General features: G+C 56.5%; 10 protein-coding genes, 5 tRNA genes and 3 rRNA genes. 15 read left to right on the forward strand and 3 right to left on the reverse strand.

The window, feature by feature from the left end; genetic code table 11:
* Positions 1 to 9: 9 nt before the first annotated feature.
* Positions 10 to 435 (reverse strand): protoporphyrinogen oxidase HemJ, encoded by a 426-nt coding sequence (gene hemJ / locus KW568_RS02075; RefSeq protein WP_004574934.1) that lies wholly within the window; start codon positions 433 to 435, stop codon positions 10 to 12.
* Positions 436 to 577: 142 nt separating this feature from the next.
* Between hemJ and argC the strand changes: the two genes are divergently transcribed.
* Together argC and erpA are read left to right on the forward strand one after the other, a co-directional pair.
* Positions 578 to 1612 (forward strand): N-acetyl-gamma-glutamyl-phosphate reductase, encoded by a 1035-nt coding sequence (argC, locus tag KW568_RS02080; RefSeq protein ID WP_003255512.1) that lies wholly within the window; start codon positions 578 to 580, stop codon positions 1610 to 1612.
* A 147-nt stretch (positions 1613 to 1759) separates the two neighbouring features.
* Positions 1760 to 2110: an iron-sulfur cluster insertion protein ErpA gene (erpA, locus tag KW568_RS02085; protein ID WP_003255511.1), complete on the forward strand. Its 351-nt coding sequence runs from the start codon at positions 1760 to 1762 to the stop codon at positions 2108 to 2110.
* Between the two features lie 59 nt (positions 2111 to 2169).
* Here the strand turns inward: erpA and KW568_RS02090 are convergent, their stop codons facing one another.
* Entirely contained in the window at positions 2170 to 3261 is a 1092-nt protein-coding gene (locus KW568_RS02090; protein ID WP_004574936.1) for an anhydro-N-acetylmuramic acid kinase, read from the reverse strand.
* Positions 3262 to 3264: 3 nt separating this feature from the next.
* Complete coding sequence (locus KW568_RS02095; protein ID WP_003255509.1) at positions 3265 to 4686, reverse strand: peptidoglycan DD-metalloendopeptidase family protein; 1422 nt, start codon at positions 4684 to 4686, stop codon at positions 3265 to 3267.
* A 213-nt stretch (positions 4687 to 4899) separates the two neighbouring features.
* Here KW568_RS02095 and tyrS point away from each other — a divergent pair, with 213 nt between their 5' ends.
* From tyrS to tuf, 13 genes are all read left to right on the forward strand, one after another.
* Positions 4900 to 6099: a tyrosine--tRNA ligase gene (tyrS, locus tag KW568_RS02100; protein ID WP_004574941.1), complete on the forward strand. Its 1200-nt coding sequence runs from the start codon at positions 4900 to 4902 to the stop codon at positions 6097 to 6099.
* 573 nt (positions 6100 to 6672) lie between these two features.
* Positions 6673 to 8209: ribosomal RNA gene (locus tag KW568_RS02105) — 16S ribosomal RNA — on the forward strand.
* 77 nt (positions 8210 to 8286) lie between these two features.
* A tRNA-Ile gene (locus KW568_RS02110) sits at positions 8287 to 8363 on the forward strand.
* A 6-nt stretch (positions 8364 to 8369) separates the two neighbouring features.
* A tRNA-Ala gene (locus KW568_RS02115) sits at positions 8370 to 8445 on the forward strand.
* A 234-nt stretch (positions 8446 to 8679) separates the two neighbouring features.
* Positions 8680 to 11572 (forward strand): 23S ribosomal RNA (locus KW568_RS02120).
* A 131-nt stretch (positions 11573 to 11703) separates the two neighbouring features.
* Positions 11704 to 11819, forward strand: a 5S ribosomal RNA gene (gene rrf / locus KW568_RS02125).
* The 16S, 23S and 5S rRNA genes sit together here with 2 tRNA genes alongside, the layout of an rRNA operon.
* A gap of 183 nt (positions 11820 to 12002) precedes the next feature.
* Positions 12003 to 12962: a bifunctional biotin--[acetyl-CoA-carboxylase] ligase/biotin operon repressor BirA gene (birA, locus tag KW568_RS02130; RefSeq protein ID WP_004575794.1), complete on the forward strand. Its 960-nt coding sequence runs from the start codon at positions 12003 to 12005 to the stop codon at positions 12960 to 12962.
* Entirely contained in the window at positions 12952 to 13701 is a 750-nt protein-coding gene (locus KW568_RS02135) for a pantothenate kinase (RefSeq protein ID WP_004575793.1), read from the forward strand. Before birA ends, KW568_RS02135 begins: the two co-directional genes overlap by 11 nt.
* 7 nt (positions 13702 to 13708) lie before the next feature.
* A complete protein-coding gene (locus tag KW568_RS02140) occupies positions 13709 to 14134 on the forward strand; it encodes a hypothetical protein (RefSeq protein WP_003255504.1) in 426 nt (141 codons plus the stop codon).
* A gap of 152 nt (positions 14135 to 14286) precedes the next feature.
* Positions 14287 to 14370 (forward strand) — tRNA-Tyr (locus KW568_RS02145).
* Between the two features lie 24 nt (positions 14371 to 14394).
* A tRNA-Gly gene (locus KW568_RS02150) sits at positions 14395 to 14468 on the forward strand.
* Positions 14469 to 14497: 29 nt separating this feature from the next.
* Positions 14498 to 14573 (forward strand) — tRNA-Thr (locus tag KW568_RS02155).
* Positions 14574 to 14651: 78 nt separating this feature from the next.
* Entirely contained in the window at positions 14652 to 15845 is a 1194-nt protein-coding gene (gene tuf, locus KW568_RS02160) for an elongation factor Tu (protein ID WP_003255489.1), read from the forward strand.
* Positions 15846 to 15874 lie beyond the last annotated feature (29 nt).

Genomic DNA, 15874 nt, shown 5'->3' on the forward strand with positions numbered 1-15874 from the left:
GTGGCTATGTCAGAACGGTTTCACCACCACCAGAATGACGATACCCAGCAGGATCAGCACGGGCACTTCGTTGAACCAGCGATAGTAGACGTGGCTGCGGGTGTTGGTGCCATTGGCGAAGCGTTTGCGCTGGGCACCGCACACGTGATGGTAGCCGGTCAGCAGGATCACCAGGGTGAGCTTGGCATGCAGCCACCCCTGGCTCAGCCAGCCGGGATTGAGGTACAGCATCCAGGCGCCAAAAACGTAGGTGGCGATCATCGCCGGATTCATGATGCCGCGGTACAGCTTGCGCTCCATGGTCGCAAAGCGTTCCTGGCTGATGCTGTCCTGGCTCTGGGCGTGGTAGACGAACAGCCTGGGCAGGTAGAACAGGCCGGCGAACCAGCAGACCACGCTGACGATATGCAGCGCTTTGATCCATAGGTAAAGCATGGAGGGAGTTCCTTCAGGTAATCACGGTCGTCAGATAGTAGTGGTCAAGCGCCCGAAGGGTCACCCGAAGAGTTGTTACAGGCGCCCTGCGCCCCTATTATCGTGCGCTTTCCAGACGGCTCGTTGATAAGGGGCAAGCGTTATGATCAAGGTCGGTATCGTCGGCGGCACGGGTTACACCGGCGTCGAACTGTTGCGTCTGCTGGCACAGCATCCACAGGCCGAAGTGGCGGTCATTACTTCGCGCTCCGAGGCGGGCGTGGCGGTGGCGGACATGTACCCGAACCTGCGCGGCCACTATGACGGGTTGGCGTTCAGCGTGCCGGACAGCAAGGCTCTGGGGGCCTGCGACGTGGTGTTCTTCGCCACCCCGCATGGTGTTGCCCACGCCCTGGCCGGTGAGCTGCTGGCGGCCGGCACCAAGGTGATCGACCTGTCTGCCGACTTCCGCCTGCAGGATGCCGCCGAGTGGGGCAAATGGTATGGCCAGCCGCATGGCGCGCCAGAGCTGCTCAAGGACGCGGTATACGGCCTGCCAGAAGTGAACCGCGAGAAGATCCGCCAGGCGCGTCTGATCGCTGTGCCGGGTTGCTACCCGACTGCCACCCAGCTGGGCTTCCTGCCGCTGCTGGAAGCGGGCCTGGCCGACGCGTCGCGCCTGATCGCCGACTGCAAGTCGGGTGTCAGCGGTGCTGGCCGTGGCGCCGCGGTCGGTTCGCTGTTCTGCGAAGCCGGCGAGAGCATGAAGGCCTATGCAGTCAAGGGGCATCGTCACTTGCCAGAAATCAGCCAGGGCTTGCGCCTGGCCGCAGGCAAGGATATCGGCCTGACGTTCGTGCCGCACCTGACGCCGATGATCCGTGGTATCCACGCCACCCTGTACGCAAACGTGGTCGATACCTCGGTCGACCTGCAGGCGCTGTTCGAGAAACGCTATGCCGATGAACCGTTCGTCGACGTGATGCCAGCAGGCAGCCATCCGGAAACCCGTAGCGTGCGTGGTGCCAACGTCTGCCGCATTGCCGTTCATCGCCCGCAGGGTGGTGACCTGGTGGTGGTGCTGTCGGTGATCGACAACCTGGTCAAGGGCGCCTCCGGCCAGGCGGTGCAGAACCTCAACATCCTGTTCGGGCTGGATGAACGCATGGGCCTGTCCCATGCCGGCTTGCTGCCGTAAGGCCACCAGCATTGGAAAAGGCCCGCGTCGTGCGGGCCTTTTTGCAGGTCGCGACTAAAGCCGCACAATTCTTGACCGATTTTCTCGGGAAAGCGGATAATGCGCGTCATCGAGTTTTATGGCGGCTACCGCGCCGGGAGAATCAACATGAGCGTCGAAACCTTCACCCCTACCGGTCTGGAATTTACCCACGGGGCAGCCCAGAAGGTGAAGAACCTGGTCAATGAGGAAGGCAATGAGCGTCTGAAGCTGCGAGTGTTCGTTACCGGTGGCGGTTGCTCCGGCTTCCAGTACGGCTTCACCTTCGATGAAGACGTGGCCGAAGATGACACCATTGTCGAGCGCGAGGGCGTTTCCCTGGTGGTCGACCCGATGAGCTTCCAGTACCTGGCGGGTGCCGAAGTGGACTACCAGGAAGGCCTGGAAGGTTCGCGGTTCGTGATCAAGAACCCGAATGCCGCGACCACCTGCGGTTGCGGGTCGTCGTTCTCGATCTAAGGGCTGGGCATACGAAAACGCCGCGCAATTGCGCGGCGTTTTGCTTTCTGGCGTAGCGGCTATGCCGGGTAGATTGCGCCCAGTACGCGCAGGCCCTTGGCGGCAGTGACGCTGGGGCGGTTGGCGGCGATACCCTCCAGGCAGCAGTGAGCCAGCCAGGCGAAGGCCATGGCTTCGACCCAGTCCGGGTCTACGCCATAGGCGCCAGTGCTTGCAACACGGGCCGCCGGTAGCAGTTGGCCAAGGCGGGCCATCAGCGCGCCGTTGCGGGCGCCCCCACCACAGACCAACAGCGCCTCGGTGCCTTGCTGGGCTTTGCCAAGCGAATCGATGATGCTGCGTGCGGTCAGCTCCAGCAGTGTCGCCTGCACGTCCTGGGCCCGGTATGCCGGCAGGTTGGCCAGGTGGCGATCCAGCCAAGGCAGGTTGAAAACCTCGCGGCCGGTACTCTTCGGGCCGCTGCCGGCAAAGAACGGGTCAGCCATCAGTGCGCTGAGCAACCCGGGCTGAACCACACCTGAGGCAGCCCAGGCGCCATCTGCATCGTAGGCGTGGCCGTGCTCGCGCTCGATCCAGGCATCCAGCAGCACGTTCCCCGGGCCGCAATCGAACCCATGAACCGGCTTGTCCTGCTCGATCAGGCTGAGGTTGCTGAAACCGCCTACGTTGAGGATTGCCAGGCGTCGGCCAAGCTGGCTGAACAGGGTTTCGTGGAAGGCCGGTACCAGTGGCGCGCCCTGGCCACCGGCAGCCACATCGCGACGGCGGAAGTCGGCGACCACGCTGATGCCGGTCAGCTCGGCGAGCAGTGCGGGGTTACCGATCTGCACAGTAAAGCCGCGGGACGGTTCATGGCGAATGGTCTGGCCGTGGCTGCCGATGGCGCGAATGGCTTCGGGCTTCAGTCCCTGGCGAGCCAGCAGTTGGTGGATACCTTCGCCGGCCAGGCTGGCCCAGCGGTTTTCCGCCAGTGCGGCACGGGCAATCTCGTCAGTGCCGCTGCTGCACAGGGCCAGCAGGTCCTTGCGCAGGTCCGGGGGCATGGGCAGGTAGTGGGTGGCGAGCAGTTCAAGCTGCTCGCCTTGTTCGATCAGGGCGATATCCAGGCCATCGAGGCTAGTACCGGACATCACCCCCAGGTAGAGCGCCATGGGTTAGCGCTTGTTCGCTGCGAGCAGGGTGGCCTTTTCCTGATCCATGCGGGCAATCAGCGGCTGGCTCTGCTGCAGGAACCGCTGACGCTCGTTCTTGGCAATCGGGTCAGCCATTGGCACCTTCTGGCTCAGCGGGTCGACGTGCACGCCGTTGACCTGGAACTCGTAGTGCAGGTGTGGGCCGGTGGACAGGCCGGTAGTGCCGATGTAGCCAATGATCTGGCCCTGTTTGACCGTACTGCCGGTCTTGATGCCTTTGGCAAAGCCCTGCATGTGGCCATACAGCGTCTTGTAGCGGTTGCCATGCTGAATGATCACGGTATTGCCGTAGCCACCACGGCGCCCGGCCAGTTCGATGCGACCGTCACCGGCTGCCTTGATCGGCGTACCTCGTGGGGCCGCGTAGTCGACGCCTTTGTGGGCGCGGATCTTGTTCAGGATGGGGTGCTTGCGACCGGCGGAAAAGCGCGAGCTGATGCGGGCGAAGTCCACCGGGGTGCGGATGAATGCCTTGCGCAGGCTGTTGCCGTCGGCGGTGTAGTAGGTAGTGTTGCCCTGCTTGTTGGTGTAGCGCACGGCAGTGTAGGTTTTGCCGCGGTTGGTGAAGCGCGCAGAGAGGATGTTACCGGTGCCGACGACCTTGCCGTCCATCACCTTCTGTTCGTAGACCACGTCGAACTCGTCCCCTGGGCGAATATCCTGGGCGAAGTCGATGTCGTAACCCAGCACGCGGGCCATGTCCATGGTCATGCTGTGGGACAGGCCGGCGCGCTGGGCGGAAGCTGACAGCGAGCTCTTGATCACGCCGTGGGCATAGGCGGTGCGTATCACCGGCTTGCTGATTTCACGGTTGAATGTGTAGCCCTTGGCGGTTTTGGTCAGGCGAATGGTTTCGAGGTTGCTGACTTTGCTGTGCAGACTGGCCAGCTGGCCATCCTTGTCGAGCTCGAACTGCAAGACCTGGCCGTGCTTGAGCTGGCTGAATTGCTTGGCCTGCTTGTTGCTGGCCAGCAAGTCATGCACAGCATTGGCGGGCAGGCCGACCTTGGCGAACAGGGTGGACAGGGTATCGCCGCGGGCCACGGTGACTTCGCGGTGGCCAGGCTCCTTGGCGGCCTCGGCAACCGGTTCGGCAGCCGGGGCCTGTTGATCGGCCTTCTGGGTTTCGGGGGTAGCCTCTTCGATCTGGGCGAAAGGCGAGCCTTGCTCACCTTCGCTTTGCACCAGGGGCGCAGCGCGGGATTCGTCTTTCAGCTGCTCGGCAGGGCTTTCGAGCTCGAGGTTGAGGGTAGTTTTCTTGGCTTCCACTTCGCTGGAAGGAAATACCAGCAAAGCCAGGCTGAGCAGGGCGGCGATGCCGCTGGCGGCCAACAGATGGCTCTTCGGATAAAGCGGGGGCGCTTTAGGCGGTTCGTTGGTCATGGGCAAGGTGACTTTGAAAAAGGTGAAATGGAAAAGATGAATGACATGATGAAGATGAAATAACTGTATAAAATATAACCAAATCCATTTTCACGCAAGGGCGCGTAGACGCCGCAAGCCTGTGTTCGGGTCACATTCCTTTGCGAAACTTGTATTTGACGGCCGATCTTGTATGGTTGGCTCCCCCTGAATCTGAGCCTTGCGGGTTTGTCTATGAAGTCGGTTGAAGAGCAGCTGGCGCTTATCAAGCGCGGTGCGGAAGAAGTACTGGTCGAGTCGGAACTGGTGGAGAAGCTCAAGCGCGGCCAACCTCTGCGCATCAAGGCCGGCTTCGACCCGACCGCTCCGGACCTGCACCTGGGTCACACGGTACTGATCAACAAGCTGCGCCAGTTCCAGGATCTGGGTCACCAGGTCATCTTCCTGATCGGTGACTTCACCGGCATGATCGGTGACCCGAGTGGCAAGAGCGCCACGCGCCCGCCGCTGACCCGCGAACAGGTGCTGGAGAACGCCGAGACGTACAAGCAGCAGGTGTTCAAGATTCTTGACCCGGCCAAGACTGAAGTCGCGTTCAACTCCACGTGGATGGACAAGCTGACCCCTGCCGACTTCATTCGCCTGGCTTCGCAGTACACCGTCGCGCGCATGCTGGAGCGTGATGACTTCGACAAGCGTTACACCACCAATCAGCCGATTGCCATCCACGAGTTCCTCTACCCGCTGGTGCAAGGCTATGACTCGGTGGCGCTGAAGGCGGATGTTGAGCTGGGTGGTACCGACCAGAAGTTCAACCTGCTGATGGGGCGTGAACTGCAGCGGTCTTATGGGCAGGAAGCGCAGAACATCGTGACCATGCCACTGCTCGAAGGGCTCGACGGTGTGAAGAAGATGTCGAAGTCGCTGGGCAACTATGTCGGCATCCAGGAAGCGCCAGGGGTGATGTACAGCAAGTTGGTGTCGATCCCGGATACCCTGATGTGGCGTTACTTCGAGCTGCTGAGCTTCCGTTCGATGGAAGAAATCGAGCAGTTCCGGGCCGATGTTGCCAATGGCGCCAACCCACGTGACATCAAGATCAAGCTGGCGGAAGAAATTGTGGCGCGCTTCCACGGTGAGGAGGCTGCAGCCAATGCTCACCGTGCTGCCGGTAACCGTATGAAGGAAGGCGAGCTGCCGGAGGACTTGCCGGAGATCGAAGTGGCTGCGGCGGAAGACCTGCCAATTGCTGCGGTGTTGAATCGGGCTGGTCTGGTCAAGAACTCGGCTCAGGCGCGAGATTTGCTGAGTGGCGGCGCGGTGAAGGTTGATGGTGCAGTGGTCGACAAGGACTTCATGTTTGTCCTTGGTGCTACGCATGTGTGCCAGGCGGGCAAGAAGTCGTTTGGCCGGGTCACCCTCAAGGCTGAGTAATTGCCTGGATGGTTTAGCTATATAGAAGCGGGGAGGCCGATAGGCCTCCCCGCTTCGTTTTCAGCAATATTAAGGTTTCTTGAAATAAAAGGTTGACGCCCTCTCGAATCCCCTTATAATGCGCCCCACTTCCAGCGACATCGGAACGAAAAGCTCCTTGAGATTCAATGAGTTAAGTAGTGAAGGCAAAAGCTGGAAGGGCTACGATCGAATGATCGAAAGCGGTTGAAATGGCGGTTGACAGCGCTTCCAAGTGCTGTATGATTCGCCTCCCGCTACGAGAGATCGCAGCGAGCCAAGTGTTTGAAGCTAAACGAGTTTCTCGCAAAAAACTTCAAAATAAACGCTTGACAGGCTCTGAGGAAAGCGTAGAATGCGCGCCTCGGTTGAGACGAAAAGCTCTTAACCAAACGCTCTTTAACAAATTGAATCAAGCAATTCGTGTGGGTGCTTGTGAGTACGGACTGATAGTCAAAAAGATTATCAGCATCACAAGTGACCATGCGAGAAATCACATAGTCATTTGAGATTGCTGAGCCAAGTTTAGGGTTTCTTAAAAACCCAAGCAGTATTGAACTGAAGAGTTTGATCATGGCTCAGATTGAACGCTGGCGGCAGGCCTAACACATGCAAGTCGAGCGGATGACGGGAGCTTGCTCCTTGATTCAGCGGCGGACGGGTGAGTAATGCCTAGGAATCTGCCTGGTAGTGGGGGACAACGTTTCGAAAGGAACGCTAATACCGCATACGTCCTACGGGAGAAAGCAGGGGACCTTCGGGCCTTGCGCTATCAGATGAGCCTAGGTCGGATTAGCTAGTTGGTGGGGTAATGGCTCACCAAGGCGACGATCCGTAACTGGTCTGAGAGGATGATCAGTCACACTGGAACTGAGACACGGTCCAGACTCCTACGGGAGGCAGCAGTGGGGAATATTGGACAATGGGCGAAAGCCTGATCCAGCCATGCCGCGTGTGTGAAGAAGGTCTTCGGATTGTAAAGCACTTTAAGTTGGGAGGAAGGGCAGTAAGTTAATACCTTGCTGTTTTGACGTTACCGACAGAATAAGCACCGGCTAACTCTGTGCCAGCAGCCGCGGTAATACAGAGGGTGCAAGCGTTAATCGGAATTACTGGGCGTAAAGCGCGCGTAGGTGGTTTGTTAAGTTGGATGTGAAAGCCCCGGGCTCAACCTGGGAACTGCATCCAAAACTGGCAAGCTAGAGTACGGTAGAGGGTGGTGGAATTTCCTGTGTAGCGGTGAAATGCGTAGATATAGGAAGGAACACCAGTGGCGAAGGCGACCACCTGGACTGATACTGACACTGAGGTGCGAAAGCGTGGGGAGCAAACAGGATTAGATACCCTGGTAGTCCACGCCGTAAACGATGTCAACTAGCCGTTGGAATCCTTGAGATTTTAGTGGCGCAGCTAACGCATTAAGTTGACCGCCTGGGGAGTACGGCCGCAAGGTTAAAACTCAAATGAATTGACGGGGGCCCGCACAAGCGGTGGAGCATGTGGTTTAATTCGAAGCAACGCGAAGAACCTTACCAGGCCTTGACATGCAGAGAACTTTCCAGAGATGGATTGGTGCCTTCGGGAACTCTGACACAGGTGCTGCATGGCTGTCGTCAGCTCGTGTCGTGAGATGTTGGGTTAAGTCCCGTAACGAGCGCAACCCTTGTCCTTAGTTACCAGCACGTTATGGTGGGCACTCTAAGGAGACTGCCGGTGACAAACCGGAGGAAGGTGGGGATGACGTCAAGTCATCATGGCCCTTACGGCCTGGGCTACACACGTGCTACAATGGTCGGTACAGAGGGTTGCCAAGCCGCGAGGTGGAGCTAATCTCACAAAACCGATCGTAGTCCGGATCGCAGTCTGCAACTCGACTGCGTGAAGTCGGAATCGCTAGTAATCGCGAATCAGAATGTCGCGGTGAATACGTTCCCGGGCCTTGTACACACCGCCCGTCACACCATGGGAGTGGGTTGCACCAGAAGTAGCTAGTCTAACCTTCGGGAGGACGGTTACCACGGTGTGATTCATGACTGGGGTGAAGTCGTAACAAGGTAGCCGTAGGGGAACCTGCGGCTGGATCACCTCCTTAATCGACGACATCAGCCTGCTGATGAGCTCCCACACGAATTGCTTGATTCATTGTCGAAGACGATCAAGACCCTATATAGGTCTGTAGCTCAGTTGGTTAGAGCGCACCCCTGATAAGGGTGAGGTCGGCAGTTCAAATCTGCCCAGACCTACCAATATGCGGGGCCATAGCTCAGCTGGGAGAGCGCCTGCCTTGCACGCAGGAGGTCAGCGGTTCGATCCCGCTTGGCTCCACCACTTGCTGTACCTTGATCAAACTCAGAAATGAGCATTCGCATCGAATGTTGATTTCTGGCTTTTGTCAGATCGTTCTTTAAAAATTCGGATATGTGATAGATATAGACTGAACACCAGTTTCACTGCTGGTGGATCAGGCTAAGGTAAAATTTGTGAGTTCTGCTCGAAAGAGCAACGTACGAATTTTCGGCGAATGTCGTCTTCACAGTATAACCAGATTGCTTGGGGTTATATGGTCAAGTGAAGAAGCGCATACGGTGGATGCCTTGGCAGTCAGAGGCGATGAAAGACGTGGTAGCCTGCGATAAGCTTTGGGGAGTCGGCAAACAGACTGTGATCCAGAGATCTCTGAATGGGGGAACCCAGCCAGCATAAGCTGGTTATCTTGTACTGAATACATAGGTGCAAGAGGCGAACCAGGGGAACTGAAACATCTAAGTACCCTGAGGAAAAGAAATCAACCGAGATTCCCTTAGTAGTGGCGAGCGAACGGGGACCAGCCCTTAAGTTGGTTTGAGATTAGTGGAACGCTCTGGAAAGTGCGGCCATAGTGGGTGATAGCCCCGTACACGAAAATCTCTTGTCAATGAAATCGAGTAGGACGGAGCACGAGAAACTTTGTCTGAATATGGGGGGACCATCCTCCAAGGCTAAATACTACTGACTGACCGATAGTGAACCAGTACCGTGAGGGAAAGGCGAAAAGAACCCCGGAGAGGGGAGTGAAATAGAACCTGAAACCGTATGCGTACAAGCAGTGGGAGCCTACTTTGTTAGGTGACTGCGTACCTTTTGTATAATGGGTCAGCGACTTATATTCAGTGGCGAGCTTAACCGAATAGGGGAGGCGTAGCGAAAGCGAGTCTTAATAGGGCGTTTAGTCGCTGGGTATAGACCCGAAACCGGGCGATCTATCCATGGGCAGGTTGAAGGTTAGGTAACACTGACTGGAGGACCGAACCGACTACCGTTGAAAAGTTAGCGGATGACCTGTGGATCGGAGTGAAAGGCTAATCAAGCTCGGAGATAGCTGGTTCTCCTCGAAAGCTATTTAGGTAGCGCCTCATGTATCACTGTAGGGGGTAGAGCACTGTTTCGGCTAGGGGGTCATCCCGACTTACCAAACCGATGCAAACTCCGAATACCTACAAGTGCCGAGCATGGGAGACACACGGCGGGTGCTAACGTCCGTCGTGAAAAGGGAAACAACCCAGACCGTCAGCTAAGGTCCCAAAGTCATGGTTAAGTGGGAAACGATGTGGGAAGGCTTAGACAGCTAGGAGGTTGGCTTAGAAGCAGCCACCCTTTAAAGAAAGCGTAATAGCTCACTAGTCGAGTCGGCCTGCGCGGAAGATGTAACGGGGCTCAAACCATGCACCGAAGCTACGGGTATCATCTTACGATGATGCGGTAGAGGAGCGTTCTGTAAGCCTGTGAAGGTGAGTTGAGAAGCTTGCTGGAGGTATCAGAAGTGCGAATGCTGACATGAGTAACGACAATGCGAGTGAAAAACTCGCACGCCGAAAGACCAAGGTTTCCTGCGCAACGTTAATCGACGCAGGGTTAGTCGGTCCCTAAGGCGAGGCTGAAAAGCGTAGTCGATGGAAAACAGGTTAATATTCCTGTACTTCCAGTTATTGCGATGGAGGGACGGAGAAGGTTAGGCCAGCCTGGCGTTGGTTGTCCAGGTTTAAGGTGGTAGGCTGAAATCTTAGGCAAATCCGGGATTTCAAGGCCGAGAGCTGATGACGAGTTGCCTTTAGGCGACGAAGTGGTTGATACCATGCTTCCAAGAAAAGCTCCTAAGCTTCAGATAACTGGGAACCGTACCCCAAACCGACACAGGTGGTTAGGTAGAGAATACCAAGGCGCTTGAGAGAACTCGGGTGAAGGAACTAGGCAAAATGGCACCGTAACTTCGGGAGAAGGTGCGCCGGCGAGGGTGAAGGACTTGCTCCGTAAGCCCATGCCGGTCGAAGATACCAGGCCGCTGCGACTGTTTATTAAAAACACAGCACTCTGCAAACACGAAAGTGGACGTATAGGGTGTGACGCCTGCCCGGTGCCGGAAGGTTAATTGATGGGGTTAGCGCAAGCGAAGCTCTTGATCGAAGCCCCGGTAAACGGCGGCCGTAACTATAACGGTCCTAAGGTAGCGAAATTCCTTGTCGGGTAAGTTCCGACCTGCACGAATGGCGTAACGATGGCGGCGCTGTCTCCACCCGAGACTCAGTGAAATTGAAATCGCTGTGAAGATGCAGTGTATCCGCGGCTAGACGGAAAGACCCCGTGAACCTTTACTATAGCTTTGCACTGGACTTTGAATTTGCTTGTGTAGGATAGGTGGGAGGCTTTGAAGTGGGGACGCCAGTTCTCATGGAGCCATCCTTGAAATACCACCCTGGCAACTTTGAGGTTCTAACTCAGGTCCGTTATCCGGATCGAGGACAGTGTATGGTGGGTAGTTTGACTGGGGCGGTCTCCTCCCAAAGAGTAACGGAGGAGTACGAAGGTGCGCTCAGACCGGTCGGAAATCGGTCGTAGAGTATAAAGGCAAAAGCGCGCTTGACTGCGAGACAAACACGTCGAGCAGGTACGAAAGTAGGTCTTAGTGATCCGGTGGTTCTGTATGGAAGGGCCATCGCTCAACGGATAAAAGGTACTCCGGGGATAACAGGCTGATACCGCCCAAGAGTTCATATCGACGGCGGTGTTTGGCACCTCGATGTCGGCTCATCACATCCTGGGGCTGAAGCCGGTCCCAAGGGTATGGCTGTTCGCCATTTAAAGTGGTACGCGAGCTGGGTTTAGAACGTCGTGAGACAGTTCGGTCCCTATCTGCCGTGGACGTTTGAGATTTGAGAGGGGCTGCTCCTAGTACGAGAGGACCGGAGTGGACGAACCTCTGGTGTTCCGGTTGTCACGCCAGTGGCATTGCCGGGTAGCTATGTTCGGAAGAGATAACCGCTGAAAGCATCTAAGCGGGAAACTTGCCTCAAGATGAGATCTCACTGGGATCTTGAATCCCCTAAAGGGCCGTCGAAGACTACGACGTTGATAGGTTGGGTGTGTAAGCGCTGTGAGGCGTTGAGCTAACCAATACTAATTGCCCGTGAGGCTTGACCATATAACACCCAAGCAATTTGCTGACGCAGATTGCGGTGGTGAAGACGAAAGACCCGAAAATTCGTAAGACCACAAATATCGCATATCCGGATTCGCTGGGCTGTCCATCTGGACATTCTGGCAACAGAATTTCTTGACGACCATAGAGCATTGGAACCACCTGATCCCATCCCGAACTCAGTAGTGAAACGATGCATCGCCGATGGTAGTGTGGGGTTTCCCCATGTGAGAGTAGGTCATCGTCAAGATTCATTTCGCAAAACCCCTATCTGCGCATGCAGGTAGGGGTTTTGTCTTTGTGGGCAAAAAAGCCTGGCCTGCCACTGCTTCTCTCTGTGATTGCGATACAAGGCTTCTCCTGCAGGCCCTTTTCCTATGCAAGCCAACAGCCCATGGCTATCATGCCTCCCTTATTCCAAGTCGAGACTGGCATGCTGAAGTTGTTGAATCTCCTCAAGGACGGTCGGTTCCATTCCGGAGAAGCTCTGGGGGCAGCCCTAGGGGTGAGTCGCAGCGCAGTTTGGAAGCAGCTGCAGCATCTGGAAAGTGAGCTGAACCTCACCATTCACAAGGTTCGTGGGCGCGGTTACCAGTTGGCCGCGCCACTGGCTTTGCTTGAGGCCCAGGCAATCGCCGAGTTCGCCGTGGGCGAACAGTGGCCGGTATTCATCCACGAAACCATCGATTCGACCAATGCCGAAGGCTTGCGCCTTGCCAGTGAAGGGCAGGCGGCTCCATTCCTGGTTCTGGCTGAGCGCCAGAGCGCCGGACGCGGTCGGCGCGGCCGGCAGTGGGTCAGTCCATTTGCTGAAAATCTCTATTACAGCCTGGTGCTGCGCGTCGATGGAGGCATGCGTCAGCTCGAGGGGTTGAGCTTGGTAGTGGGGTTGGCGGTAATGCGCACCTTGCAGGCGTTCGGTGTAAAGGATGTCGGGCTCAAATGGCCTAACGATGTGCTGGTACGTGGGCAGAAGATCACCGGGATTCTCCTGGAGTTGGTGGGCGATCCTGCAGATGTCTGTCATGTAGTGCTAGGCATTGGTGTCAATGTAAACATGCAGGTAAACGAACAGGTCGATCAGCAGTGGACCTCTATGCGGCGTGAGGTTGGAGCAGCCATAGATCGCAATCACTTGGTAGCGCTGCTCAGTCAGCACCTACAGCACGAATTGGCGCGCCATCGCCGCTACGGCTTTGCTGCATTCCAGGAGGAGTGGGAGCAGGCACACTTGTGGCAGGGGCGCAATGTATCGCTTGTTGCTGGTAGTACACGTATTGATGGTGTGGTTCTTGGCGTCGACGGGCAGGGTGGTTTGCGCCTTGAGGTGGACGGGATGGAAAAGAGCTTCAGTGGTGGTGAGCTCAGTTTGAGGTTGCGTGATGATTCTTGAGCTCGATTGCGGTAACAGCTTCATCAAGTGGCGGGTGATCCATGTCGCCGATGCTGTGATTGAAGGTGGCGGGATCGTCGATTCCGACCAGGCGCTGGTGGCCGAAGTGGCTGCGCTCGCTTCAGTACGCCTCACGGGATGCCGTATTGTCAGTGTGCGCAGCGAAGAAGAAACCGATGCGCTTTGCGCGTTGATTGCTCAGGCATTTGCCGTGCAGGCAAGAGTTGCCCACCCTGTCCGTGAAATGGCAGGTGTGCGCAATGGCTATGACGACTATCAGCGTCTGGGTATGGATCGTTGGCTGGCGGCGCTGGGGGCATTTCACCTGGCCAAGGGCGCGTGCCTGGTGATTGACCTGGGTACCGCGGCCAAAGCGGACTTCGTGTCTGCAGATGGCGAGCATCTGGGGGGCTACATCTGCCCGGGTATGCCATTGATGCGTAGCCAGTTGCGCACTCACACCCGTCGTATCCGCTATGACGATGCCTCTGCGGAGCGCGCATTGAACAGCTTGTCACCAGGTCGCTCGACTGTCGAAGCGGTGGAGCGCGGTTGCGTATTGATGCTCCAGGGCTTTGCCTACACCCAGCTTGAGCAGGCTCGTGTGCTATGGGGTGAGGAGTTCACCGTGTTCCTCACTGGCGGTGATGCGCCGCTGGTGAGGGCGGCCCTGCCACAGGCGCGGGTCGTGCCTGACCTGGTTTTCGTTGGCCTGGCAATGGCCTGCCCATTGGATTGAGGTGCCTATGCGCTGGTTGTTTCTGCTGTTACTGGTGCTCAACGTCTTTTACTACGTATGGCATCAGCAGGAAGCCCCGCTGAAGGTCAAGGAAGTCGCCCCATTGTCGCTGTACAAGGGGAATCAGCAAGAAATCCGTCTGTTGCGTGAGACAGGTGTGTCGGCACCGCCCAAGCGTCGTGATGAATGCCTGGTAGTCGGAGGCGTGAAGGGGCAGGAGCAGTTGGATGCGCTGCGTCAACGCCTGCTGAGTCTGGATATTGCCACCTCGCCGGTTGCAGGACAGCTGCCTGGGGCGGATGGTCGCTGGCTCAAGGTTGCTCCAGAAAGCGAGCGTTTGTTGGACCAAACAGTGCTCTTGGCTCTTTCCAATGATTTCAAAGACTTAAAACATAAAATTATTTTCTGCCAGGGTATTGCAACTGGCGAATAGCTTGATAGAATGGCGCCCGCTTCACAGGGAACACCACTCAGGTGGTAGAGCTGGAAGCGGTGTCAAAGCAGCTAAGTTTCAGATTTGATTGAAAAAATTTGAAAAAACGCTTGACACTAGGACGGCAGACAAATAGAATGCCGGCCACATCTGGAGGGATTCCCGAGCGGTCAAAGGGGACGGACTGTAAATCCGTTGCGAGAGCTTCGAAGGTTCGAATCCTTCTCCCTCCACCAGTTTTAGCGAGAGCCGCAAGCTCCGCGGGTATAGTTTAGTGGTAGAACCTCAGCCTTCCAAGCTGATGATGCGGGTTCGATTCCCGCTACCCGCTCCAAGTTTGCTGGATTTTGCACAAAGTGTTTCGCTCTTGTAGCTCAGTTGGTAGAGCACACCCTTGGTAAGGGTGAGGTCAGCGGTTCAAGTCCGCTCAAGAGCTCCATATAAACAAGGCAGATATGAAAATATCTGCCTTTGTTTTATCAGCGCAAGACTATTTCTTCTGCGGAGGATTGTATCGATGGCTAAGGAAAAGTTTGATCGTTCCCTTCCCCACGTTAACGTCGGCACTATCGGCCACGTTGACCACGGTAAGACCACTCTGACCGCAGCTCTGACTCGCGTTTGCTCCGAAGTTTTCGGTTCGGCAATCGTTGAGTTCGACAAGATCGACTCGGCTCCGGAAGAAAAAGCGCGCGGTATCACCATCAACACCGCTCACGTTGAGTACAACTCGACCATTCGTCACTACGCTCACGTTGACTGCCCAGGTCACGCTGACTACGTGAAGAACATGATCACCGGTGCTGCCCAGATGGACGGCGCGATCCTGGTTTGCTCGGCCGCCGATGGTCCGATGCCACAAACCCGTGAGCACATCCTGCTGTCCCGTCAGGTAGGCGTTCCGTACATCGTGGTCTTCCTGAACAAGGCTGACCTGGTAGACGACGCTGAGCTGCTGGAACTGGTCGAGATGGAAGTTCGCGACCTGCTGTCCACCTATGACTTCCCAGGCGACGACACCCCGATCATCATCGGTTCGGCTCGTATGGCGCTGGAAGGCAAAGACGACAACGAAATGGGCACTACCGCTGTTAAGAAGCTGGTAGAAACTCTGGACAGCTACATTCCTGAGCCAGTTCGTGCTATCGACCAGCCGTTCCTGATGCCGATCGAAGACGTGTTCTCGATTTCGGGTCGTGGTACCGTTGTTACCGGTCGTATCGAGCGTGGTATCGTCCGCGTTCAGGATCCGCTGGAAATCGTTGGTCTGCGTGACACCACCACCACCACCTGCACCGGTGTTGAGATGTTCCGCAAGCTGCTGGACGAAGGTCGTGCTGGCGAGAACTGCGGCGTTCTGCTGCGTGGCACCAAGCGTGACGACGTTGAGCGTGGTCAGGTTCTGGTCAAGCCAGGTTCGGTCAAGCCGCACACCAAGTTCACCGCAGAAGTCTACGTCCTGTCGAAGGAAGAAGGCGGCCGTCACACTCCGTTCTTCAAAGGCTACCGTCCACAGTTCTACTTCCGTACCACTGACGTGACCGGTAACTGCGAACTGCCGGAAGGCGTTGAAATGGTAATGCCAGGTGACAACATTCAGATGACTGTTACCCTGATCAAGACCATCGCAATGGAAGACGGTCTGCGCTTCGCTATCCGTGAAGGCGGTCGTACCGTCGGCGCCGGTGTCGTAGCAAAAATTATTGAATAAGTAGTTGATTTACTTGATCAGGCCGGTAT

The organism is Pseudomonas sp. HD6515 (assembly GCF_024971855.1).
In the GTDB taxonomy this organism is placed as follows: Bacteria; Pseudomonadota; Gammaproteobacteria; order Pseudomonadales; family Pseudomonadaceae; genus Aquipseudomonas; species Aquipseudomonas alloputida.